Genomic DNA, 22,307 nt, shown 5'->3' with positions numbered 1-22,307 from the left:
GACTGCCCGCCCGCCATTCACAGCGAAAAGCGATCCGCATCCTGCCAGGCCGGGAAGCGCTCGCGATAAGCATTCAGTGCGTCCAGCGACAGCTCTGCGTCCAGCCTGGCGCGCTGGTGCGGCTCAGCCGCGCTGAGGATCTCACCCTGCGGTGAAATAATCTGGCTGTCGCCGCTGTATTCATGCTGATTGCCATCACTGCCGACGCGGTTACAGCCTGCTACATAAGCCTGATTTTCAATTGCCCGCGCCAGCAGCAGCGCCTGCCAGTGCAGTGCACGCGGTGCAGGCCAGTTGGCGACATAGAGCGCCAGATCGTAATCGTTGCGGTTGCGCGAGAAGACCGGGAAACGCAGGTCGTAACAGATTTGCGGCAGGATGCGCCAGCCGCGCCACTCAAACACCTGACGCTGTTCGCCTGGCAGATAGTGGTGATGCTCGTCCGCCATGCGGAACAGGTGGCGCTTGTCATACTGATGCAGCGTGCCGTCCGGCTCCACCAGCAGGAAGCGGTTTACCGCGCCGTGTTCGGTCTGAATCGCCGCGCTACCGCCGACCAGGGCATCGTTGCGACGGGCATGCTGATGCAGCCACTCCACCACCTGCGCCTGAGGCAGCGAGCTTTTCGCCGCTTCCATTGCAAAGCCGGTGGTAAACATCTCCGGCAGTAAAATCAGATCGCGCCCGTTGAGTCCATCCAGCTGCTCGTCAAAATGGCGCAGGTTGGCCTCGCCATCCATCCAGCTCAGCGTCTCCTGCAGTAACGTGATTTTTAAAGCTGACATAAGCGCTCCGCGGCGGCATCTAATGTCGCCGGTTGTTTGGCAAAACAGAGGCGGATCAGTTTATGAGGAAAGGGATCGGCGCAGAACACCGACAGAGGAATCGCGGCAACGCCCACTTCGCGGGTCAGCCACTGGCAGAAACTGACATCATCCAGATCGGAGATGGCGCTGTAATCGACCAGCAAAAAGTAGGTACCTTCGCAGGGAAGCACCTTAAAGCGGCTGCTGCTTAGCGCCGTTGCCAGCCGATCGCGGCGGTCGCGATAAAACGCCGGCAGTTCAAGATAGTGCTCCGGATGCTCACGCAGCATATCGGCAATCGCCAGCTGCGCCGGCGTATTCACCGAGAAGGTCAGATACTGATGCACCTTGCGCAGTTCCGCGCTGATCGCGGCAGGGGCAATGCAGTAGCCCACTTTCCAGCCGGTCATATGGAAGGTCTTACCAAACGACGACACCGCGATAGCGCGCTGGCGCAGTTCGGGATGTGCCAGCACGCTGGCGTGGCCTGCCTGATCGAAGCAGATGTGCTCATAGACTTCGTCGCTCAGTACATAGACCGGTCGCGCAGCAATCGCCTGCCATAGCGCGGTGAAATCCTGCTGCTGCCAGACGGTGGCGGAAGGATTGTGCGGCGTATTCAGGATCACCAGCCGGGTTTTATCACTCAGCAGCGCAGCAAACGCCTGCCAGTCCACCCGGAAAGCGGGCGGCTGCAGCGTAATGCGTTTCATCACGCCGCCCGACAACTCTACCGCAGGCGCATAGCTGTCGTAGCTGGGATCAAAGCAGATCACCTCATCGCCTGGCCGCACCAGCGCGGTAATCGCCGCATAGAGCGCTTCGGTTGCGCCCGCCGTCACCGTAATCTCCGTTTCGACATCAGGACGATAGTCATAGAGCCGCGCGGTTTTCTCTGCAATCGCCTCACGTAACGGCAGCGCACCGGTCATCGGCGCATACTGGTTCGCGCCCTGGCTGACGTGATACGCCAGACGCTGCTGCAGATAGTCCGGGCCGCTAAAATCAGGAAAGCCCTGAGAGAGATTGATAGCGTTATGCTGCTGCGCCAGCGCACTCATCTGGCTGAAAATGGTGGTGCCGAGCAAAGGGAGTTTACTCTCGGGGATCAGGTTGTGCTGCGTCATGATGTCAGGCCTTAAGCGCGAAGATTGATGCGGTGTCACCCGGTGTTTGTGCCACTATAAACAGGATGGTAGTATTTGGCAATCAAGACGCTTAGATGGCTAAATGCGTCATGCTCCGGGCGATAAGCGCTTGCCGCCTTGCTGAGATGCGGATCATCTGGCAGGACCCGGAGAGTATGGTTCAGCAGTCGGGCACGTTTGCTAACTGTTTAAGATTTTCAACCTGTTGTAATTTTATAGCCATTATCGTTATCTGGGCTGAGCCACCCGAGATCATATTTCACCGCAAGGAAATTTTATGTCGCAGAGTCTTCCATTAGATCAGCTGGTCGCCGCCTGTCACTGGATTGGCGCGAAAGGCTGGGCACCGGCCACCGGCGGGAATATGTCGGTGCGCCGCGATGAACATGTCTGCCTGCTGAGTGAATCGGGCAAAGATAAAGGCACGCTGACGCGGGATGACTTTATTGAGGTCGATATTGCTACCAGCCAGTCGCTCTCAGGCCGTAAGCCGTCGGCAGAAACCGGTCTGCACACGATGATCTATCGACTCTTTCCCGAGGCGGGCGCGGTGCTGCATACCCACACCGTAAATGCGACGGTGCTGTCGCGAGTGGAGCAGGGCGCGGCGCTGCTGCTGCACGGCTATGAGATGCAAAAATCGTTAAGTGGACAGCACACCCATCTGGATACGCTGGCCATTCCTGTGTTCGACAACAGCCAGGACATTGCGGCGCTGGCGTCAGAAATTGAAGATTACGCCGCCCGCTTTCCGCTGCGTTACGGCTTTCTGCTGCGCGGCCACGGCTTGACCTGCTGGGGCCGGGATGTCAGCGAAGCACGCCGTCATCTGGAAGGTCTGGAATTTTTATTTGAATGTGAACGTCAACGTCGCCTGCTGGAGAGAGCATGATTCGCGCCATTGTTACTGATATCGAAGGTACCACCAGCGATATCCGTTTTGTACATAACATCCTGTTTCCCTACGCCCGTCAGCATCTGGCGAGTTTCCTGCGTGAAAATGCGCATCAGCCCGATGTCGCTGCAGCACTGCAGTCGGTGCGTGAGGAGGCCGGTCAGCCGCAGGCCGACCTGAATGCGGTCACGGAGATTCTGTTAGGGTTTATGGACCAGGATCGCAAATCAACCGGCCTGAAAGCGCTGCAGGGCATGATCTGGCGCGAGGGTTATGTTAGCGGCAGTTTTACCGGTCATCTCTACCCCGACGTCCTGCCTGCGCTGAACCGCTGGAAGACGCAGGGCATTGAACTGTATGTATATTCCTCCGGCTCGGTTGCGGCGCAGAAATTGTTATTTGGCTACAGCGACGAAGGTGATATTACTGACCTCTTCAGCGGCTATTTTGATACGCACGTGGGTGCCAAACGCGAAGTCGCAGCCTATCGCGCTATCGCCGCTGAAATTGATCAGCCAGCGGAGCAGCTGCTGTTTCTCTCCGATATTCATCAGGAGCTGGATGCCGCCGCTGAGGCGGGCTGGCAGACGCTGCAACTACTGCGTGGCGATGCAGACGGCGAGAGCCGCCATCGTCAGGTGACCGATTTTTCCCAGATTAACCCGGAGTCGATTTAGGATGAGCGCACTGACTATTTTTACCGACCGCGAAGCCAGCCAGCCGGTGTGGCACAGTACCGACGCGGAAGAGATTCGTGAACGCCTGAGCGCCAAAGGCGTCCGTTTTGAGCGCTGGGAAGCCGATCGCGATCTGGGTGAAAATCCGGATCCCGAAACAGTGATCAACGCCTATCAGCATGCGATCGATCGGCTGGTGGCAGAGAAGGGCTATCAGAGCTGGGATGTGATCAGCATGCGCGCCGATAATCCGCAGAAAACCGTGCTGCGCGAGAAGTTCCTCTCTGAACATACACACGGCGAAGATGAGGTGCGTTTCTTTGTTGAGGGTGCCGGACTCTTTTGTCTGCACCTGGATGGCGAGATCCTGCAGATCCTCTGCGAAAAAAACGATCTGATCTCGGTACCAGCGGGAACACCACACTGGTTTGATATGGGATCGTCACCGCACTTCACGGCTATCCGTATTTTCGATAATCAGGAAGGCTGGGTAGCGAACTTTACCGGCGATAAGATTGCGGATGCCTATCCGCGTCTGGCGTAAACCGCCCGTCGTTTTCGCAAGGCGTTTGCCGCTCACGGTAAACGCCTTGCAGACCGTTATTGTGGCTGGAAAATGCCACCCTGAACCTGGTCAGGCGTAACTACCCCGGTGTCCAGTACCCAGCCGCTGATCAGGCTGGCGGGCGTGACATCAAACGCCGGGTTATAGACCTTCGCCGCTTCCGGCGCCCACTGCACGCTGCCAAAACTGCCGGCAACGCCCGTTACTTCACTGGCGGCGCGCTGTTCAATAGGAATCGCTGCGCCGTCCGGACAGCTGCGATCCAGCGTGGTATGCGGGGCCGCCACGTAAAACGGAATCTGATGATAATGGGCCAGCACCGCCAGGCTGTAGGTGCCGATTTTATTCGCCACATCGCCGTTGGCGGCAATGCGGTCAGCGCCTACCCATACGGCATCGACCTCTCCACGGGCCATCAGGCTGGCGGCCATGGAATCGGTAATCAGGGTGTAAGGAATCGCCAGCTCGCCCAGCTCCCAGGCGGTTAACCGGCCGCCCTGTAACAGCGGACGGGTTTCATCAACCCAGACATTCTTAATCAGCCCCTGCTGATGGGCGCGGGCAATCACGCCAAGGGCGGTGCCTACACCGGCGGTGGCGAGTCCGCCGGTATTACAGTGGGTCAGCAGCTGGCTGCCGGGTTTCACCCGCGTACAACCCGCGTCAGCAATGGCGTCACACAGCTGCTTATCTTCCTGCACCAGTCGCCAGGCTTCTTCTGCCAGCGCGGGGGCAAAGTCCGGCTGCGCCAGCGCCAGTTTCATCCGGTCCAGATTGTTCATCAGATTGACCGCGGTAGGGCGGGCGGCGCGCAGGGTCTCCAGTGCCTGCGCCAGTTCAGCGCGCGTCTGCCCCTGTTCTGCCAGCAACGCCAGCAGCAGCGAGGCGGAAAGGCCGATCAGCGGCGCACCGCGCACCCGCAGCGCATGAATATGTTCAATCAGCTGGGGCACGCTGTGCGCGGACAGCCAGTTCTTTTGCTGCGGCAGTGCCTGCTGATCCAGAATCCAGAGCTGATTGTCACGAACCTGTAAGCTGGTGGTTTGAAGTGTCTGCATTGTGGGTGAAATCCATGTTGCGTTAATGATACCTATTGTGCCAACATGCTGAACGGATGTATAGACGTCTGAACGGCTTATTACACCCAGGTTATCCCCCTTCGATTGATGAGGAACAGGCAATGTCGCAATACCGTACCTTTACTGCTGCTGATGCTGTGGAATATGCCCGACAATTTGGCGGCGTGGACAATCCTGCCGCGCTGAGCAGCGCAGAAGAGATTGGTGATGGCAACCTCAACCTGGTGTTTAAAATTTATGACGATCAGGGCAACAGCCGGGTGGTGGTCAAGCAGGCGCTGCCCTATGTGCGCTGTGTGGGTGAGTCCTGGCCGTTGACGCTGGATCGGGCGCGGCTGGAAGCGCAGACCCTGGTCGAACACTACAAATATTGTCCGCAGCACACGGTGAAGATCACCCATTACGATGCGGAGCTGGCGGTGATGGTAATGGAAGATCTCTCCAGTCATCGCATCTGGCGCGGCGAGCTGGTGAAGGGCGCTTACTACCCGGAAGCGGCTCAGCAGTTAGGCGACTATCTGGCACAAACCCTGTTTCATACCTCCGATTTCATCCTGCATCCGCACCAGAAAAAAGCGGAAGTGGCGCGTTTTATTAATCCGGAAATGTGTGAAATCACCGAAGATCTTTTCTTTAACGATCCCTATACCGACCATGAGCGCAATAGCTATCCCGAAGCGCTTGAACCGCTGGTCGCCAGCCTGCGTAATGACGATGCACTGCGCATTGCGGTAGGCGGTCTCAAGCATCGTTTCTTTGCCCACGCTGAAGCGCTGCTGCATGGTGATATTCACAGCGGCTCGATTTTCGTTGCTGATGGCAGCCTGAAAGCGATTGATGCGGAATTTGGTTATTTTGGCCCTATCGGTTTTGATGTCGGCACCGCCATTGGCAACCTGCTGATTAACTACTGCGGCGTGCCGGGTCTGCTGCCACCGCGTGAGGCCGCCGATGCACGCGAGCAGCGTCTCAGCGATGTACACACCCTCTGGACCACCTTTGCCGCGGGCTTTCTGGCACTGGCGGCAGAGAAAACCCGCGATGAGGCACTGGCTTATCCAGGCTATGCAGAGGCGTTTCTGCGTAAAGTATGGGCCGATACCATCGGTTACTGCGGCACCGAACTGATTCGCCGCACGGTGGGGATGTCACACGTGGCGGATATGAAGCTGATTGCCGATCCGGCGATGCGTACCGACTGCATCCGTAATGCAATTAATCTGGGACGCACGCTGATTCTGGCGGCCGATCATGTAGAAGATGTGGATGCGCTGATTGCCCGCATCCGTCAGGCGGGATAAAAAAAGCCGACGTGATGTCGGCTTTCAGGTAAATCAAAGGCTGGCTGTAAGAGTGTGCCCGCGCCGGAAACAGGGGCAGATCGGAAAGTCGCTAAAGCCATCCCTGGCTCGCTCGGCTCGCGTTGTCCTGACGCGGGACGCTTTCCTCTTCTGACCCTGTTCCTGCGCCGGTGATGCAGGCTAACGCTAACCCTATGCTGCCTCACTCGCCCGCGACGCAGCCTGAGGGGCTTTCTCTGGCACCGGCACTGCCAGCGCATCCGCCTCAAACTCATCGACGTTAATCGAACGCAGGCGGCTGGCCTCAGCACGCTGCAACACTTCAGCCTCTTTAGCATCAATCCAGCCCTGCTCCAGCGCGCGCTTCGCCAGCGCATCCAGCCGGGTAAAGGAGAGGTGCTGCTTCGTCTGTTTGCACAGCCTGTCATGGATCACTTCTGCCGCCATCACATCCTGCAACGCCTGTTCCAGCTGACCGGCAGGGTTGTGCTCGCTGGGCGTCAGGTACATGCCACGGCCCAGACGGCTGCGGGTAGCTGACGGCTGTTGCAGCAGTTTTGCCAGCTGATGGTCCAGACGGTCAGACGGAGCAGGGCAGTGATGACCGCCTGCAAAAATAGTCATCCGCAATGCGCCCGCGACCAGACGGTTCGGGAAGTTACGCAGCAGATCGTCCATCGCGACTTCCGCCTGATGTAACGCATCCTGCACGCCCCAGTGCACCAGCGGCAGATCGGCTTCGTTGCGGCCTTCATCGTCATAGCGTTTCAGCGTCGCCGAAGCGAGATAGAGCTGGCTCAGCACATCGCCCAGACGCGCCGAAATACGCTCACGACGTTTCAGGCTGCCGCCCAGCACCGCCATCGACACATCAGAGAGCAACGCCAGGTTGGCACTGATGCGGTTCAGATGCTGATAGTAACGACGGGTGCCATCGCGGGTCGGGGTGGCGCTGGTGCGTCCGGCGGTTAAGCCCAGCCACAGGCTGCGGATGGTGCTGCTGCCGACATGACCGATGTGGCTGAACAGCGCCTGATCAAACGCGTTAACATCGTTGCTGGCTGCTGCCGCCATCTCCTGCAGTACATAAGGATGGCAGCGAATCGCACCCTGTCCGAAGATAATCATGCTGCGGGTCAGAATATTAGCGCCTTCTACCGTGATGGCGATAGGCGCACCCTGATAGGCGCGGGCCAGGAAGTTGCTGTTACCCAGCATAATGCCTTTACCGCCGGCAATATCCATGGCGTCGATGATGGCGCGCTGACCGCGATGGGTGCAGTGATATTTCACAATCGCCGACAGCACTGCCGGTTTTTCACCCTGCATAATACCGGCGGTAATCAGCGTAGCCGCCGCATCCATCACGTAGGCGTTACCGGCAATGCGCGCCAGCGGCTCTTCAATCCCTTCCATCTTACCGATTGAGACGCGGAACTGACGACGGATATGGGCATAGGCGCCTGTCGCCAGCGCCACACTTTTCAGGCTGCCGGTTGAGTTCGATGGCAGCGTAATGCCGCGACCCACAGACAGACACTCCACCAGCATCCGCCAGCCCTGACCGGCCATTTGTGGGCCGCCAATAATATAGTCAATCGGCACAAAGATATTGTTGCCGCGTGTCGGCCCGTTCTGGAACGGCACGTTAAGCGGGAAGTGGCGATGACCAATCTCCACGCCGGGCGTGTTGGTCGGGATCAGCGCACAGGTAATGCCAGGATTTTCGTTATCGCTGAGCAGATGATCCGGGTCGGAGAGTTTAAATGCCAGCCCCAGCACGGTGGCGATCGGCGCCAGCGTAATATAGCGCTTGTTCCAGGTCAGCCGCATGCCCAGCACCTGCTGACCCTGCCACTCGCCCATGCAGACCACGCCGGTATCGGGGATGGCTCCGGCATCTGAGCCCGCTTCCGGACTGGTCAGCGCAAAGCAGGGGATCTCATCGCCGCGTGCCAGCCGGGGTAAATAGTGATTTTTCTGCTCTTCAGTGCCGTAGTGTTGCAGCAGTTCGCCCGGACCTAATGAGTTAGGCACGCCTACGGTAATCGCCAGAATCCCGGAGACGCCCGACAGTTTTTGCAGCACGCAGGCCTGCGCATAGGCGGAGAAATCGAGTCCGCCATACTCTTTTTTGATAATCATCGCGAAGAAACGATGCTCTTTCAGATAAGCCCACAGTTCCGGCGGCATATCGGCCAGCTCATGGGTGATCTGGAAATCGTTGGCCATGCGGCATGCTTCTTCAACCGGACCATTGAGAAAAGCCTGCTCGTCGGCAGTCAGGCGCGGCTGCGGATAGTTGTGCAGCTTCTGCCAGTCTGGTTTGCCCTGAAACAGATCGCCTTCCCACCAGGTGGTGCCCGCATCGATCGCTTCTTTTTCGGTGCGTGACATCGGCGGCATCACCTGCTGGAAGCGCTGAAACATCGGCTTTGAAAACAGGCTGCGGCGCAGTGACGGCAGGTTGAACGGCAGCAGGATGATCGCCAGCGGCAACAGTAACCATGGCGTCCAGAGGTGAGCAAAAGCCATCGCAGCAGTCCACAGCAGCAGAATCGCGCTGCTGAGCCGCAACGACAGGCGGTGATAGAACAGGGCGCCAATCAGCGCCACCGTGGCAAGTATCGAGACAACCATCATAATGAACCGCTCCAAGTAGTAAGAGGTCTGACCTGTTATGTAGAGAGGTTTAGAGCAGTTGGGTTGATTTATCAATTTGTTTACATCGCAATTACAACCTGCCTCACAAAAACCGATTTCTGTCCATTTTTGCATCACCCGCTGCAGTGATAATCGCCGCCACTGCCTGGCCAGCCATGGCATGACGCTTTGCGCTGACCGGCCATTCCGTTAAACTTGCTGCGATTAACCTCTCCTAAAAAAGGACATCCCTATGTACCAGGACATTATCCGCTCTGAGCTTAATGAAGCTGCTGATACGCTGAATAAATTCCTCAGCGACGAGGCCAATATCCATGCGATCCAGCGTGCGGCGGTGCTGCTGGCTGACAGCTTTAAGGCGGGCGGCAAGGTGCTTTCCTGCGGTAACGGCGGTTCACATTGCGATGCGATGCATTTCGCTGAAGAGCTGACCGGTCGCTACCGCGAAAATCGTCCTGGCTATCCGGCGATTGCCATCTCTGATGTCAGCCATCTCTCCTGCGTCAGTAATGATTTTGGTTATGACTATGTCTTTTCACGCTATGTGGAAGCGGTAGGGCGTCCGGGCGATGTGCTGCTGGGCCTCTCAACTTCCGGTAACTCTGCCAATATCATTAAAGCGATTGAAGCTGCCCGTGCGCAGGGGATGAAAGTGATCACCCTGACCGGTAAAGATGGCGGTAAGATGGCAGGCAGTGCCGACATTGAAATCCGGGTGCCACACTTTGGTTATGCCGATCGCATCCAGGAGATCCACATTAAAGTGATCCACATCCTGATGCTGCTGATCGAAAAAGAGATGGTGAAGTAACTGCGCTGGCCTCCCGCCTGACGGGAGGCCGCTTACTCTAAGGCGGTGGCTATGTGCGAATTGCTCGGGATGAGCGCCAATGTTCCCACGGATATCTGTTTCAGCTTTACCGGTCTGGTTCAGCGTGGCGGTGGAACCGGGCCTCACAAAGATGGCTGGGGCATTACCTTCTACGAAGATAAAGGTTGTCGTACGTTTAAAGATCCGCTGCCGAGCTTTAACTCGCCGATTGCGCGTCTGGTGCAGGAGTATCCGATCAAATCGCATTCGGTGGTGGCGCACATCCGCCAGGCGAATCGCGGGCAGGTGTCGCTGGAAAATACCCACCCGTTTACCCGTGAGTTGTGGGGCCGTAACTGGACCTATGCGCACAACGGGCAGCTCAGGGGCTATCGGCAGCTGGAGACCGGCACATTCCGGCCGGTGGGCGAAACGGACAGCGAGAAGGCGTTCTGCTGGATCCTGCATCAGCTGGCGACGCGCTATCCACGTACGCCAGGCAACTGGCCTGCGGTATTCCGTTTTATCGGGGAGCTTGCCGGCACGTTGCGGCAGAAGGGCGTGTTTAACATGCTGCTGTCAGACGGCCGTTATCTGATGGCCTTTTGCTCCACCAATCTTTACTGGATCACCCGTCGCGCACCCTTTGGCCGGGCGCAGTTACTGGATCAGGATGTGGAGGTCGATTTTCAGCAGCACACCACGCCGCATGACGTGGTGACGGTGATTGCTACGCAGCCACTGACGGCCAATGAAACCTGGCAGCGGATCGTGCCAGGTGAATGGGCGTTATTCTGCCTTGGAGAGCGCCAGGAATGAACGTGAAGCCGCTTCGGGACTGGCTAAAACCGGTGCCGGGCTGCTGTTCATCACATATTTACCGCTGGCGACATTAACCATCGGCGGCTGATGATATTTAGCAAAGTAAGCGTATCCCGGCTGCAGCTGCTGCCAGAAACTGGCATAGGTGGAGTAGCGGTGACGCTGCATATTGCTGTCGGTCATGCGGAATGGATAGATGCTGATGCTGATATCCTGCTGGCCGTTACGCAGCGCGGCATTCACATAGGTAAAAATCTCATCCATATAGGCGTTAGTCATGGCATAGCAGCCAATCGACTTACAGTCGCCATGAATCATCAGGTAATTGCCGCTGTAGCCCTGATTACGATCGTACTGATTCGGAAAGCCGATGTTGATCGCGCGATAAAACCGGCTATCCGGCTTCAGCTGATTCAGCTTCACGTTGTAAAAACCTTCCGGGCTTTTGAAATCGCCTTCACGGCGTTTCGGGCCGAGGCCGCCAGAAAAGTTACAGATGCGGTAGGTGTCCAGCAGGCGGTATTCGTTACCGATTTTGCCGTAGAGTTCGAGCGTGCGTTCTTCCTTGAAGATCTGGATATAGACCGGGGTGCCAAGTAACTGCTTCTTTAATTCTTTGCTGACCGGTGCCGTTGAGACGGGTTCGGGTGTCATTGCCATGCTGAGGGCTGGCAGTAAAATCATCGCAAACAGGAGTGCGATTTTGCCCATGCTGTGTGTACCTTGAGGTGAAGAGAACATGACGCAAAATGTGCGTCTCTGTTTGCATTATCGGAACTGTCCGCTACCGCAGCGCAACATTAAACATTGTCTGTTTTTTTAGCAAGACGGCGTCAGCCAAATTCGCGATTTACTGAAAGATATTCGGCCAGAAATTTGTAAACTTTAATCGTCAGCGCGACAAATATTGCAGTTACCCCTGCCAACTGTATACTTATCCAGTGCCGGAGGGGGTATGCGTAAAATCATTCATGTCGATATGGACTGCTTCTATGCCGCGGTGGAGATGCGTGATAATCCCCAGCTGCGCGACATCCCGATCGCCATTGGTGGCAGCCGCGAGCGTCGCGGCGTGATCAGCACCGCCAACTATCCGGCGCGCAAATTTGGCGTGCGCAGCGCGATGCCAACCGGCATGGCCCTCAAGTTATGCCCGCATCTGCGTCTGCTGCCAGGACGCTTCGACGCCTATAAAGAAGCCTCCGCGCAGATCCGCGACATCTTTACCCGCTATACGCCGCTGATTGAACCGCTCTCCCTTGATGAAGCTTACCTGGATGTCACCGACAGCCCCCACTGTCACGGCTCTGCCACGCTGATGGCGCAGGCGATCCGTGCCACCATCTACCGTGAAACCGGGCTTACCGCCTCAGCGGGCATCGCCCCGATTAAATTTCTGGCGAAGATCGCCTCTGACCTCAATAAGCCGGACGGCCAGTTCGTGATTACCCCGCCGGAGATGTCCGGTTTTCTGCTGACCCTGCCGCTGGCGAAGATCCCTGGCGTCGGCAAGGTCTCGGCCAAAAAGCTGGAAGAGATGGGGCTGGTAACCTGTGGCGACGTGCAGAAGGCAGACTTAGCGCTGCTGTTAAAGCGCTTTGGCAAGTTTGGCCGGGTGCTGTGGGAGCGCAGCAATGGCATTGATGACCGTAGCGTGATCGTTGAGCGCGAGCGTAAATCGCTGGGGGTTGAACGGACGCTGGCGGAAGATATCAGCGACTGGGATGCCTGCCTGGAAATTATTGATTTTCTCTACGCCGAACTGGAACGCCGGCTGACGCAGATCCGACCTGACAAGCAGGTGGCGCGTCAGGGCGTCAAACTGAAGTTCAGTGATTTTCAGCAGACGACCCAGGAGCATATCTGGCCGGTGCTGAACAAAGAGGACATGATTGCCATCGCCCGTAAAACCTGGGATGAGCGTCGTGCCGGGCGCGGCGTGCGGCTGGTGGGATTACATGTGACTATGGTGGATCCCCAGCTGGAGCGTCAGCTGCTGCTGGGTCTGTAACCGTCAGCCTCACCGACCGGCAAGGCTGACATCCGATTACTTCTTATATTTCGCCGCCAGGGTCGCAAACCACGGGGCAACGAAATCCTCATTGCTGCCCCAGCCCGGAATGATCTTGTTCAGTGACGCGACGTTCACCGCGCCAGGCTGGCTGTTAAGCTGCTGCTGAGAGATCGATGCCGCTTTAAACTGATAAGTCGCTGGCGTCTCTTCACCGGCAATTTTCTTCGCCACCAGACGCATATTCACCGCGCCAATAGTTTTAGGATCCACCGCTACCGTCTGCACCCACGGGCTGTTTTTCTCGCGCATCAGCTGCAAATCCTGGTTCGAAACATCAATGCTGTAGAGTTTGATCTCGGTACGGCCATTCTCCTGCAGCGCTTTGTAAGCGCCCTGGCTGAAGGCGTCCCAGGCACCCCAGATGGCGTCGATTTTGCCTTTCGGGTATTTCGCCAGAATCGCGCCAATTTTATTGGCGGTGTCGCCCTGAACGTCAGTTGAAACCGCACCAATCGACTCAAGCTGATGAATGCCCGGATTCTCTTTCAGCAGTTTTTCATACACCACCTGACGGCGTTCCATCGGCGGGAAACCGGCAACCCATAGCTTGACGATGTTCGCCTTGCCGTTGAAATCATGGATGAGCTGGCCCAGCGACAACTGCGCCAGTGAAGCGTCATCCTGCGCGGTGACGGTGACGCCCGGGATCGGGCTATCCACCGGCGTATCAAACACCGACAGCTTAATGCCTGCATCGGCAATGCGCTTCACCAGTCCGCTGGCGTAGGGCGCTTTACCGTGCGACAGCACGATGCCGTCATATTTCTGGCTGATCGCCTGATTCACGAAATCCTGGAAGCGCGCATCGTCGCCGTTGCTGAGAAAGGTGCTGACCTTGAAGCCAAGCTGGCGACCCTGCTGAATGGCACCGGCAACAAACTGGGTGGTGTTGTCATCGGAGCCGAGATTGCGGATCACCGCAATGCGGATCGGGCCATCATGACTGGCGATAGCCGCAGGCACCGGCGTGACCGTATCCGCGAAGGCGGCGCTGGCGTTCAGCAGGCTCAGGGCCAGCAGCGAGAGTGTTATTTTTTGCATTGTTATCAACTCCGGTAAACGCGCCTCAGCGGCGCTGGATATAGGTGATCGCCAGTGCTAAAGCCAGCACCAGCCCTTTAATAATGTCCATGGCGTAGTAGGGAACAGAGAGCATCACCAGACCGTTCTGCAGCACGCCGAGGATCACCGCACCGACCAGCGTGCCCAGCGCATTCGGCTTGCCGGAGCCCGCCAGTGAGAAGCCAATCCACGCCGCCGCGACCGCGTCCATCAGGTAGCCGCTACCGGCGTTCACCTGCGAGGAGCCGATACGCGAGGCGAGCAGAATGCCGCCCAGACCGGCCAGCAGTGAGGCGATCACATAAGCCAGCACCCGATAGCGGGTGGTGCGGATGCCGGAGAGGCGCGCCGCTTCCGGATTGCCGCCCAGCGCATACATCCGGCGACCATGTTTAGTCAGTGAGAGCGCCAGCTGCGCGGCGACGGTGACGACCAGCATGATGATGACGATGGTGGGCACCTGGCCGAGCAGGCCAAACGCCGCCGGAATGGTGCCTTCCGCCATATCACCGCTCGGCAGCACCATGTTCTCGGTGATCGATCCGCCAAAGCTGTAGGTCATCGCCACCCCCTGAATCACAAACAGTGTCGCCAGCGTTGCCAGCATGTCGGGGATGCGCAGGATCACAATCAGAAAGGCGTTAAACAGCCCGACCAGGGTGCAGAGCGCCAGGGTGAGCAGGATGGCGGTAGTAGTGCCGAAGCCGTACCAGACAAACAGTGAAATCACCAGTGCATTGGCCAGCGAGGCGGTCGATCCGACCGACAGATCAAAGCCGCCAACGGTCAGCGAGATCGAGACGCCGATCGCAATCACCGTGACAATGGCAATTGAGCGCAGAATATTGATGATGTTGTTGGGTTCAAGGAAGCTGTCGGAGGCGAGACCAAAAGCGGCGATCAGGATCACCACCGTGAGCAACATGCCCCATTTATAGAGAAAGTCGAACAACTGGTGACGCCACGGCGAGGCTGTCAGATTCAGGCTGGTTTCTTTGCTGCTCACGCAGGGGTTCCTCCGGTGGAATAGAGCAAAAGCGTCTCTTCGGTGACGTCGCGTGCAGCCAGCTCGGCCACAATGCGTCCATCCCAGAGCACGCAAATCCGGTCGCATAAACCGACCAGTTCAGAAAACTCTCCCGACGCGTAAATGATGCCTTTCCCCTCGCGCGCCAGGTTATCGATCAGGGTGAAGAGTTCGGTTTTGGCTTTGATATCGACGCCTTTCGTCGGCTCATCGAAAATCAGCACGTCGGCGTTGTTGCGCAGCCATTTGCCTATCGCCACTTTCTGCTGATTGCCGCCGGAGAGACGGCGCAGCGTCTGTGCCGGACCGGTGGTGCGCACCTGCAATTGCTGGATAACCTGCTCCGCCCAGCGCCACGCCTGGCGATGACCAAACAGGCTCCAGCGCGAAAAGCTGTCGTCTGCGCTGACGCTGAGGTTCATTGCCACCGACTCATCAATAAAGATCCCCTCTTTGCGCCGCTCCTCCGGCACCAGCGCCATGCGGCGACTGACGGAGTCATGCGGCGAACGGGGCTGCCACGGCTGGCCATGCAGTTCACCGCGACTGACGCGGCTTTTGCTGGCACCAAACAGCGCCTTACAGAGTTCGGTTTTACCGGCACCGGCCAGGCCTGCAATGCCCAGAATTTCCCCTTTGTGCAATCGTAGCGAGATATCCTGCAGCAGTTGCTCATCATGAAGACCGTCAATCGCCAGCAGCAGCGGCTGAGTCTGCTGCGCACGACGGGCCGGGAAGATATCGGTGAGCTGATGCCCCAGCATCTTCTCCACGATCTGCTCACCGCTCAGTGCCGCCATCGGGCCGGTTTCGATCAACCGGCCATCACGCAGCACCGTCAGCTGGTCACAGATTGCTTTCAGTTCATGGATGCGGTGAGAGATAAACACCACACCGATGCCGCTGGCCTGCAGGCGACGCACCACAGCAAACAGCCGCTCACTTTCATGCTGATCCAGCGGGGCAGTGGGTTCATCCAGAATCAGAAAGCGGCAGTGGTGCGACAGCGCGCGCGCCAGCAGAATTTGCTGCTTTTCAGCCAGGGTACAGCGCTCCACCAGCCGGTTGACGTCCAGCGCCACGTCGAGCTGAGCCAGCAGCGCCCGCGCCTGACGCCGAACCTCGCCCCAGCGATAGCGGTGGCCAGGCTCTGCCAGCCGATCCAGCAGAATGTTTTCCGCGACGCTGAGCTGCGGCACCAGCGCCACGTCCACTTCCTGCTGAACCAGATGGATACCCAGCCGTTTCGCATCACGCGGCGTACGGATGGAGACCGGCTCACCATCCAGCAGGATCTCGCCGCTGTAGTGGCTGTGCGCACCGGAAAGGATCGCCATCAGTGTTGACTTACCCGCGCCGTTAGCGCCGGTCAGTGCATGTACTGAATGGCCGTCACTGCGGAAATCCACCGACGATAGCGCGGCAAACCCGCCAAAAGCGATGGAGATGTTACGCATCTCAAGGCAGTTTAACCCTGGCATGTCATTACTCTCCTGAAGAAACACTGGCCGCATTTTTTCCTGAACCTTCAGGCGCGGCAACAGCCGAAAGCGCATAAGCTAGCACGAAATCTTATTAGCCATCCAGACATCTGGACATAATGGCGGCTACAACCAGCGAAGCGCGGGAAAGCGGCGGAATAGCGGGGGAAAGGGCGGAAAAGGCAGCGAATTATGCTGGGGGAAAGTCACAGGCATAAAAAAACCAGGCCGGAGCCTGGTTTACTTTTTTTGTGACAGAATTACTTTTCTGGCACCACATTCAGCAGGGTGGTCAGCAGTTTCCAGTAAAGGCCAACGCTTTCGATGTGAACCTGCTCATCCGGCGAGTGCGGCCCGGTGATGGTCGGCCCAATCGATACCATATCCATCTCCGGATACGGTTTTTTGAACAGACCACACTCCAGACCGGCGTGGATCACCTGAATGTTCGGGGTCTTATCAAACAGCGCGATATAGGTCTGACGGGTCAGCGCCATAATGGCGGAGTCCGCATCAGGCTGCCAGCCTGGGTAGCCGCCTTTCGCTTTGGTCTGTGCACCGGCCAGCTGGCCCAGTGAGGTCAGCATCTGCACCACATAATCGCGGCCGGTGTCGATCAGCGAACGGATCAGGCAGTTGATCTCTGCATGATCGGCTTCCATGGTCACCACACCGATATTCAGTGAGGTTTCTACTACGCCTTTCGCCACGTCGGAGTTGCGGATCACACCGTTTGGCATGCTGTTGAGCAGGTTCAGGAAGCGATCGCGGCTGTCAGCGTTCAGAGCATCACCCTGATGCGCCAGCGGCTCAGTGACCAGGGCGATGTTCGGCTCTTTGATGCCGTGCTCATTTTTGATGGCGCTCAGGAAGTGCGCCGCCGCTGATTTCAGCGCATCCGCTTTGTGGCTCTCGACCGCCACGGTAGCGAAGGCTTCACGCGGGATCGCGTTGCGCAGCGTACCGCCACTGAAGGCCAGCAGACGCAGATCCAGTTCAGCAGCGTGTGCCGCCAGGAAGCGCGCCAGCAGTTTGTTGGCGTTGCCGAGGCCCATATGAATATCGGCACCGGAGTGACCGCCACGCAGGCCTTTCAGCGTCAGCTTCAGGGTCTGGAATTCAGCAGGCACCGCTTCACGGGTCAGTGGCAGGGTGGTGACGAAGTCGATACCGCCCGCGCAGCCCATGTAGATCTCACCTTCTTCTTCGGAGTCGGTGTTGATCAGGATTTCTGCCTGCAGCCAGTTGGGTTGCAGACCGAATGCGCCATCCATACCGGTCTCTTCAGTCATGGTCAGCAGCACTTCCAGCGGGCCATGTGTCAGGCTGCTGTCAGCCAGTACTGCCAGCGCAGAAGCCATACCGATGCCGTTGTCCGCGCCCAGCGTGGTGCCGCGCGCTTTCACCCACTCGCCGTCAACCCAGGGCTGAATCGGATCTTTGGTGAAGTCATGAACGGTGTCATTATTTTTCTGCGGCACCATATCCAGATGCGCCTGCAGCGCAACCGGGGTACGGTTTTCCATGCCTGCGGTGGCGGGCTTACGAATCAGGATGTTGCCGACCTGATCGCGCTCACACCAGAAGCCTTGCTCTTTGGCCCAGCCGACGATGTAACTCGCCAGCGCTTCTTCGTGAAAAGAGGGATGGGGAATAGAGCAGATCTTAGCGAAAATATCCCACAGCGGCTGTGGAGAGAGTTGAGACAATTCAGACACGACAGGTCTCCTGTGTCAGTGTACCGGCGAGGCCGGACATCGCGAGTTTCCAGTGAAAAATCGCCGTCAGAGAATCTGACGAGCCAGGCCCGAGAATATCACTGTTTTCTACCGGGTGCGCTCTCAGACGCGCTAAAAAGCCGCAACCAGTGCGCGGGTGCTGGTTTTTAGTGCGTCAACTCCTTATAATCTCGCGCAACCTTTTCCCCGTTGCACATTTTTACGCCACCTCGGTTGGCTGGGATTTCTATTCTATGAGCGAAAAATACGTCGTTACCTGGGACATGCTTCAGATTCATGCCCGTAAACTGGCCCAGCGCCTGCTTCCTGTTGAACAGTGGAAAGGCATTATCGCGGTGAGCCGCGGCGGTCTGGTACCGGCTTCGCTGCTGGCACGTGAACTGGGTATCCGCTACGTCGATACCGTCTGCATCTCCAGCTATGACCACGATCATCAGCGCGAAATGAAAGTTCTGAAGCGCGCAGAAGGCGACGGTGAAGGCTTTATCGTGATCGATGACCTGGTGGATACCGGCGGCACCGCCCAGGCGATTCGCGAGATGTACCCGAAAGCGCGTTTCTGCACCATTTTCGCTAAACCGGCCGGTCGCTCACTGGTTGATGATTATATTGTCGATATTCCGCAGGATACCTGGATCGAGCAGCCGTGGGATATGGGCGTGGTCTACATCCCGCCGATTGTTAAAAGCTGATTGATATGCATCAGACAACGCCCGGTTTTCCGGGCGTTGTGCTTTCTGTGCCTCGCACCCCGAATTGCCGTACAGTACACTTAGCCATCGCCGTTTCTGTTGCAGGAGAAGTGAGTATGTCGAGCAAAAATCTCAGCGAGGAGTTGTTCAAACCGCGCTTTAAACATCCTGAAACCTCAACCCTGGTTCGCCGCCACCATCATGCTACTTCGGATGTCCACTCAGCCCTGGATGGTGACAGCCAGCGTGGCTGGTATCGTATGCTGAATAAGCTGATGTGGACATGGCGTGGCCTGTCGCCGCAGGAGATCAGCGAAGTACTGGCACGTATTGCCATCAGCAATGTTGAACATACGGATGAGACGCTGCTCGACACTGTAATCGGTTTTCGCGGCGGCAACTGGCATTTCGAATGGTGTAAACAGGCGGGTATCTGGCAGCAGAAAGCGCTGGAGGCCACCGACGACAGCGAGGCGGGCGACTACTGGCTACACGCGGCGCATCTCTACAGCGTTGCGGCCTATCCCTATATAAAAGGGGATGAGCTGGCCGACCAGGCGCAGACGCTGGCGAACCGCGCCTATGAAGAGGCGACTCAACGCCTGCCGGGCGAGCTGAAACCGCTGACGTTCGCCATTCAGGGTGGCAGCCCGGTTAACGGCTTTCTGCACATGCCGCCTGACGTTGAAGCGCCTTATCCCACCGTGCTGTTCTGTGGCGCGCTCGACTCATTACAGAGCGATCACTATCGCCTGTTCCATGATTACCTTGCCCCGCGCGGCATCGCCATGCTGACCATTGATGTGCCGTCGGTAGGCAACTCGGTGAAATGGACGCTGAGTCAGGACACCAGCTTTTTGCATCAGCAGGTGCTGCGCGATCTGAAAAACGTGCCCTGGATCGACCATACCCGCGTGGCGGCGTTTGGTTATCGCTTTGGCGCTAACGTGGCCGTACGACTGGCCTATCTGGAATCGCAGCGGCTGCGTGGGGTCGCCTGTCTTGGCCCGATTGTGCATGCGCTGCTGACGCAGACAGCGTTGCAGGATGAGATCCCGGATATGTATATGGATATGCTGGCGAGCCGGCTGGGCATGGCAACCGCCTCTGACAGTGCGCTGCGTACCGAACTCAATCGATATTCGCTGAAAACTCAGGGATTGCTGGGCCGCCGGACGCCGACACCCATGCTGTCGGGCTACTGGCAAAACGATCTTTTCAGCCCGGAAGAGGAGAGCAAGCTGATCGCTAACTCTTCGTCAGATGGCAAAGCGTTGCTGATTCCGGTGAAGCCGATGATGGCCAGTTTCGACAAGGCGCTGAATGAAATTTGCGACTGGCTGGAGAAGCGTTTAAAAAGGTAACTGGCAAAATTTACAGTATTTGCTACAACTAGTAGCGGAATTCTTCCGGGCTGCCGTTAAGCGAAACATGACATTCCCTGGCCGTCCGGAAAATCAAGGCTGTATAGCGGTCAAAATCTATGGAGATTCAGCATGACGTTACCAAGTGGTCATCCCCGCAGTCGCCTGCTTAAGCGCTTTACGGAGCTTGGGCCTTATATTCGCGATGGGAAATGTGGCGAAACCCGGTTCTTTTTCGACTGCCTGGCTGCCTGCGTTAATGTGAAACCGGCACCGGAACTGCGTGAGTTCTGGGGCTGGTGGATGGAGCTGGAAGCGCAGGCTGACCACTTTACCTATGTCTACCATATCGGTCTGTTCGATAAAGAGGGTGACTGGTCGGTGGCAACCATCAAAGGCAAAGAGAATACGGCGCGCGTGGAAGAGACCTTACGGAATTTCCATACCCGTCTGAAAGCGATGCTGAAAGAGTTCGAGCTGGATCTGATTCCGGCCAGCGATTTCGATGAGAAACCGGTAAAGCTGAGCGCCTGATTGGGTGTTTAGAGATTAAAGGGTGAGTTAAAACGCTTGCCCACAAACTGCTGACAAATCTCAAGTAGGGTGAATCTGGCAGCAACGAATAAGCTCAACGCGCAGGGAACACGGGCAGAAGAGGAAAGCGTCCCGCGCCAGGGACGGCGCGGGTCGAGCGTGTCAGGGATGACGTCTTTTGCGTCTTTCCGATCTGACCGTGTTCCCTGCGCAGCTCGATCTCATAGCAGAGCGGGCCAGATGTTGTTAACAAGCAAAGGGCGCGTTGAAAAACGCGCCCTTTTTCATGCTCATACATTCTGTAGCTTATGCTGTGCGGCATTAGCCTGAAATCAGAACTGGTAAGTCACACCCATCGCGACCACGTCATCGTTGTTAATCGACAGCGCGTTGTCATCATCCAGCTGGTTGATTTTGTAATCAACGAAGGCGGACATATTTTTGTTGAAGTAGTAGGTCGCGCCCACGTCGATATATTTCACCAGATCCGCATCGCCGATACCGTTTTCGATATCTTTGCCTTTTGTCTGTACATAGCCAATAGAAGGACGCAGGCCGAAATCAAACTGATACTGCGCCACCAGTTCGATGTTCTGCGCTTTGTTGGCTGCGCCCGCGACGGTAGCACCGGTGTTACGGTTGGTGCCGCTGATTGGTGTCATGTTGCGGGTATCGGTATAGATCGCCGCCAGGTAGACGCTGTTGGCATCATACTTCACGCCTGCGCCCCAGGAATCCGCACGGTCACCGCCGCCATAGGCACGTGCCTGCTGCTGGTTGGTACGGTCAGAAGAGGTGATGGCACTCATCAGGCTCACACCGGAATCACCCAGGGCATAGCCCAGTGAGGCACCGTAGCCGTCGCCATTCTGACGGTTGATGTCGGTGCGGGTGTTGGCGCTGGTGGCGTCGTTTTTACCCTGATACTGCAACGCAAACTTCAGCCCATCGACCAGACCAAAGAAGTTGTTGTTACGGTAAGTCGCCACACCGGTTGCACGCTGAGTCATAAAGTTATCGGAACGGGCTGTACCGTCACCGCCGAATTCCGGGAACACGTCGGTCCAGGCCTCAACGTCATACAGCACACCGTAGTTACGACCGTAATCGACCGAACCATACTGCGAGAATTTCAGACCAGCAAACCCAAGGCGGGTTTTGTTGCCATTGTTGGCGTCGCTGCCTTCGGAGTTATTGACGTTGTACTGATATTCCCACTGACCATAACCGGTCATCAGGTCGTTAATCTGTGTCTGACCCTTAAAACCGATACGGGTATAGGACTTGTCTCCATCCTGGCTGGCATTATCGCTGATGTAGTGCTCAGCTTTAACTTTGCCGTATAAGTCCAGTTTGTTGCCATCTTTGTTATAGATTTCGGCAGCCTGCGCGGCAGATGCCAGCGTCAGCGTGGAGAGGATCATGGCCAGTGTGCTTTTCTTCATTTGCTATCAATCCCAATGTGAACGCCGTAAAAAAATGAAAGTTTTTGTAAAGCACGGACTTTTTACCCGTCAGCGATGAACTTTTTATGACACTTTTCATGATTTCTTGTTAACCCTGAAC

20 protein-coding genes are annotated in these 22,307 nt (G+C 57.0%); 10 read left to right on the top strand and 10 right to left on the bottom strand.

The window, feature by feature from the left end; all coding sequences use genetic code 11:
* Positions 1-17 precede the first annotated feature (17 nt).
* The gene (locus ACXKZD_RS15340) at positions 18-785 is read right to left on the bottom strand and encodes an amidohydrolase (RefSeq protein WP_010255163.1); all 768 of its coding nucleotides are present in this window, start codon (positions 783-785) and stop codon (positions 18-20) included.
* On the bottom strand, positions 773-1,933 hold the full coding sequence (locus ACXKZD_RS15335; RefSeq protein WP_033756685.1) for a pyridoxal phosphate-dependent aminotransferase: 1,161 nt from the start codon (positions 1,931-1,933) through the stop codon (positions 773-775). The genes ACXKZD_RS15340 and ACXKZD_RS15335 overlap by 13 nt, the downstream gene beginning before the upstream one ends.
* 298 nt (positions 1,934-2,231) lie before the next feature.
* On the opposite strand from ACXKZD_RS15335, the gene ACXKZD_RS15330 reads away from it, so the two are divergent.
* The 3 genes from ACXKZD_RS15330 to ACXKZD_RS15320 are packed head-to-tail and all read left to right on the top strand — an operon-like array spanning position 2,232 to position 4,070.
* On the top strand, positions 2,232-2,846 hold the full coding sequence (locus tag ACXKZD_RS15330) for a methylthioribulose 1-phosphate dehydratase (RefSeq protein WP_010255165.1): 615 nt from the start codon (positions 2,232-2,234) through the stop codon (positions 2,844-2,846).
* Positions 2,843-3,526 carry an acireductone synthase gene (gene mtnC, locus ACXKZD_RS15325; protein WP_425031882.1) on the top strand — a complete coding sequence of 228 codons (684 nt, stop codon included), beginning with the start codon at positions 2,843-2,845 and terminating at the stop codon, positions 3,524-3,526. The genes ACXKZD_RS15330 and mtnC overlap by 4 nt, the downstream gene beginning before the upstream one ends.
* Position 3,527: 1 nt before the next feature.
* Positions 3,528-4,070, top strand: a complete 543-nt coding sequence (locus ACXKZD_RS15320; protein ID WP_064690614.1) for a 1,2-dihydroxy-3-keto-5-methylthiopentene dioxygenase — start codon at positions 3,528-3,530, stop codon at positions 4,068-4,070.
* A gap of 56 nt (positions 4,071-4,126) precedes the next feature.
* Here the strand turns inward: ACXKZD_RS15320 and mtnA are convergent, their stop codons facing one another.
* The gene (mtnA, locus tag ACXKZD_RS15315; RefSeq protein ID WP_488981713.1) at positions 4,127-5,149 is read right to left on the bottom strand and encodes an S-methyl-5-thioribose-1-phosphate isomerase; all 1,023 of its coding nucleotides are present in this window, start codon (positions 5,147-5,149) and stop codon (positions 4,127-4,129) included.
* Between the two features lie 122 nt (positions 5,150-5,271).
* Between mtnA and mtnK the strand changes: the two genes are divergently transcribed.
* Entirely contained in the window at positions 5,272-6,471 is a 1,200-nt protein-coding gene (mtnK, locus tag ACXKZD_RS15310) for an S-methyl-5-thioribose kinase (RefSeq protein ID WP_154209603.1), read from the top strand.
* Between the two features lie 192 nt (positions 6,472-6,663).
* Here the strand turns inward: mtnK and fadE are convergent, their stop codons facing one another.
* Positions 6,664-9,114 carry an acyl-CoA dehydrogenase FadE gene (fadE, locus tag ACXKZD_RS15305; RefSeq protein ID WP_488981712.1) on the bottom strand — a complete coding sequence of 817 codons (2,451 nt, stop codon included), beginning with the start codon at positions 9,112-9,114 and terminating at the stop codon, positions 6,664-6,666.
* Positions 9,115-9,367: 253 nt separating this feature from the next.
* Here fadE and lpcA point away from each other — a divergent pair, with 253 nt between their 5' ends.
* Together lpcA and ACXKZD_RS15295 are read left to right on the top strand one after the other, a co-directional pair.
* Positions 9,368-9,946, top strand: coding sequence for a D-sedoheptulose 7-phosphate isomerase (lpcA, locus tag ACXKZD_RS15300; protein WP_010255178.1), 579 nt, complete (start codon positions 9,368-9,370; stop codon positions 9,944-9,946).
* Positions 9,947-9,997: 51 nt separating this feature from the next.
* A complete protein-coding gene (locus tag ACXKZD_RS15295) occupies positions 9,998-10,765 on the top strand; it encodes a class II glutamine amidotransferase (protein ID WP_010255181.1) in 768 nt (255 codons plus the stop codon).
* Here the strand turns inward: ACXKZD_RS15295 and dpaA are convergent.
* Positions 10,736-11,479 carry a peptidoglycan meso-diaminopimelic acid protein amidase gene (dpaA, locus tag ACXKZD_RS15290; protein ID WP_010255183.1) on the bottom strand — a complete coding sequence of 248 codons (744 nt, stop codon included), beginning with the start codon at positions 11,477-11,479 and terminating at the stop codon, positions 10,736-10,738. The genes ACXKZD_RS15295 and dpaA overlap by 30 nt on opposite strands.
* 244 nt (positions 11,480-11,723) lie before the next feature.
* Between dpaA and dinB the strand changes: the two genes are divergently transcribed.
* Positions 11,724-12,779: a DNA polymerase IV gene (gene dinB / locus ACXKZD_RS15285; RefSeq protein ID WP_010255185.1), complete on the top strand. Its 1,056-nt coding sequence runs from the start codon at positions 11,724-11,726 to the stop codon at positions 12,777-12,779.
* Between the two features lie 36 nt (positions 12,780-12,815).
* Here the strand turns inward: dinB and ACXKZD_RS15280 are convergent, their stop codons facing one another.
* The 4 genes from ACXKZD_RS15280 to pepD all read right to left on the bottom strand — a co-directional run bounded on the left by ACXKZD_RS15280 (position 12,816) and on the right by pepD (position 18,130).
* Positions 12,816-13,883 (bottom strand): sugar ABC transporter substrate-binding protein, encoded by a 1,068-nt coding sequence (locus ACXKZD_RS15280; RefSeq protein ID WP_010255186.1) that lies wholly within the window; start codon positions 13,881-13,883, stop codon positions 12,816-12,818.
* 25 nt (positions 13,884-13,908) lie between these two features.
* Positions 13,909-14,910 (bottom strand): ABC transporter permease, encoded by a 1,002-nt coding sequence (locus ACXKZD_RS15275; RefSeq protein ID WP_010671160.1) that lies wholly within the window; start codon positions 14,908-14,910, stop codon positions 13,909-13,911.
* Complete coding sequence (locus ACXKZD_RS15270; protein ID WP_031292786.1) at positions 14,907-16,412, bottom strand: sugar ABC transporter ATP-binding protein; 1,506 nt, start codon at positions 16,410-16,412, stop codon at positions 14,907-14,909. The genes ACXKZD_RS15275 and ACXKZD_RS15270 overlap by 4 nt, the downstream gene beginning before the upstream one ends.
* A gap of 260 nt (positions 16,413-16,672) precedes the next feature.
* Positions 16,673-18,130: a beta-Ala-His dipeptidase gene (pepD, locus tag ACXKZD_RS15265; protein ID WP_115758901.1), complete on the bottom strand. Its 1,458-nt coding sequence runs from the start codon at positions 18,128-18,130 to the stop codon at positions 16,673-16,675.
* A 254-nt stretch (positions 18,131-18,384) separates the two neighbouring features.
* Here pepD and gpt point away from each other — a divergent pair, with 254 nt between their 5' ends.
* The 3 genes from gpt (at position 18,385) to crl (ending at position 20,741) form a co-directional block, all read left to right on the top strand.
* Positions 18,385-18,843, top strand: a complete 459-nt coding sequence (gpt, locus tag ACXKZD_RS15260; RefSeq protein WP_009091894.1) for a xanthine phosphoribosyltransferase — start codon at positions 18,385-18,387, stop codon at positions 18,841-18,843.
* Positions 18,844-18,959: 116 nt separating this feature from the next.
* On the top strand, positions 18,960-20,207 hold the full coding sequence (frsA, locus tag ACXKZD_RS15255) for an esterase FrsA (protein WP_324700396.1): 1,248 nt from the start codon (positions 18,960-18,962) through the stop codon (positions 20,205-20,207).
* 132 nt (positions 20,208-20,339) lie between these two features.
* Entirely contained in the window at positions 20,340-20,741 is a 402-nt protein-coding gene (crl, locus tag ACXKZD_RS15250) for a sigma factor-binding protein Crl (RefSeq protein ID WP_003851176.1), read from the top strand.
* A gap of 332 nt (positions 20,742-21,073) precedes the next feature.
* Here crl and ompC read toward each other — a convergent pair whose 3' ends face one another.
* Positions 21,074-22,186 carry a porin OmpC gene (gene ompC, locus ACXKZD_RS15245; RefSeq protein WP_010255197.1) on the bottom strand — a complete coding sequence of 371 codons (1,113 nt, stop codon included), beginning with the start codon at positions 22,184-22,186 and terminating at the stop codon, positions 21,074-21,076.
* Positions 22,187-22,307 lie beyond the last annotated feature (121 nt).

It is taken from the genome of Pantoea sp. ABR1s, from assembly GCF_057812235.1.
This window is presented reverse-complemented; position numbering and strand designations above follow the sequence as displayed.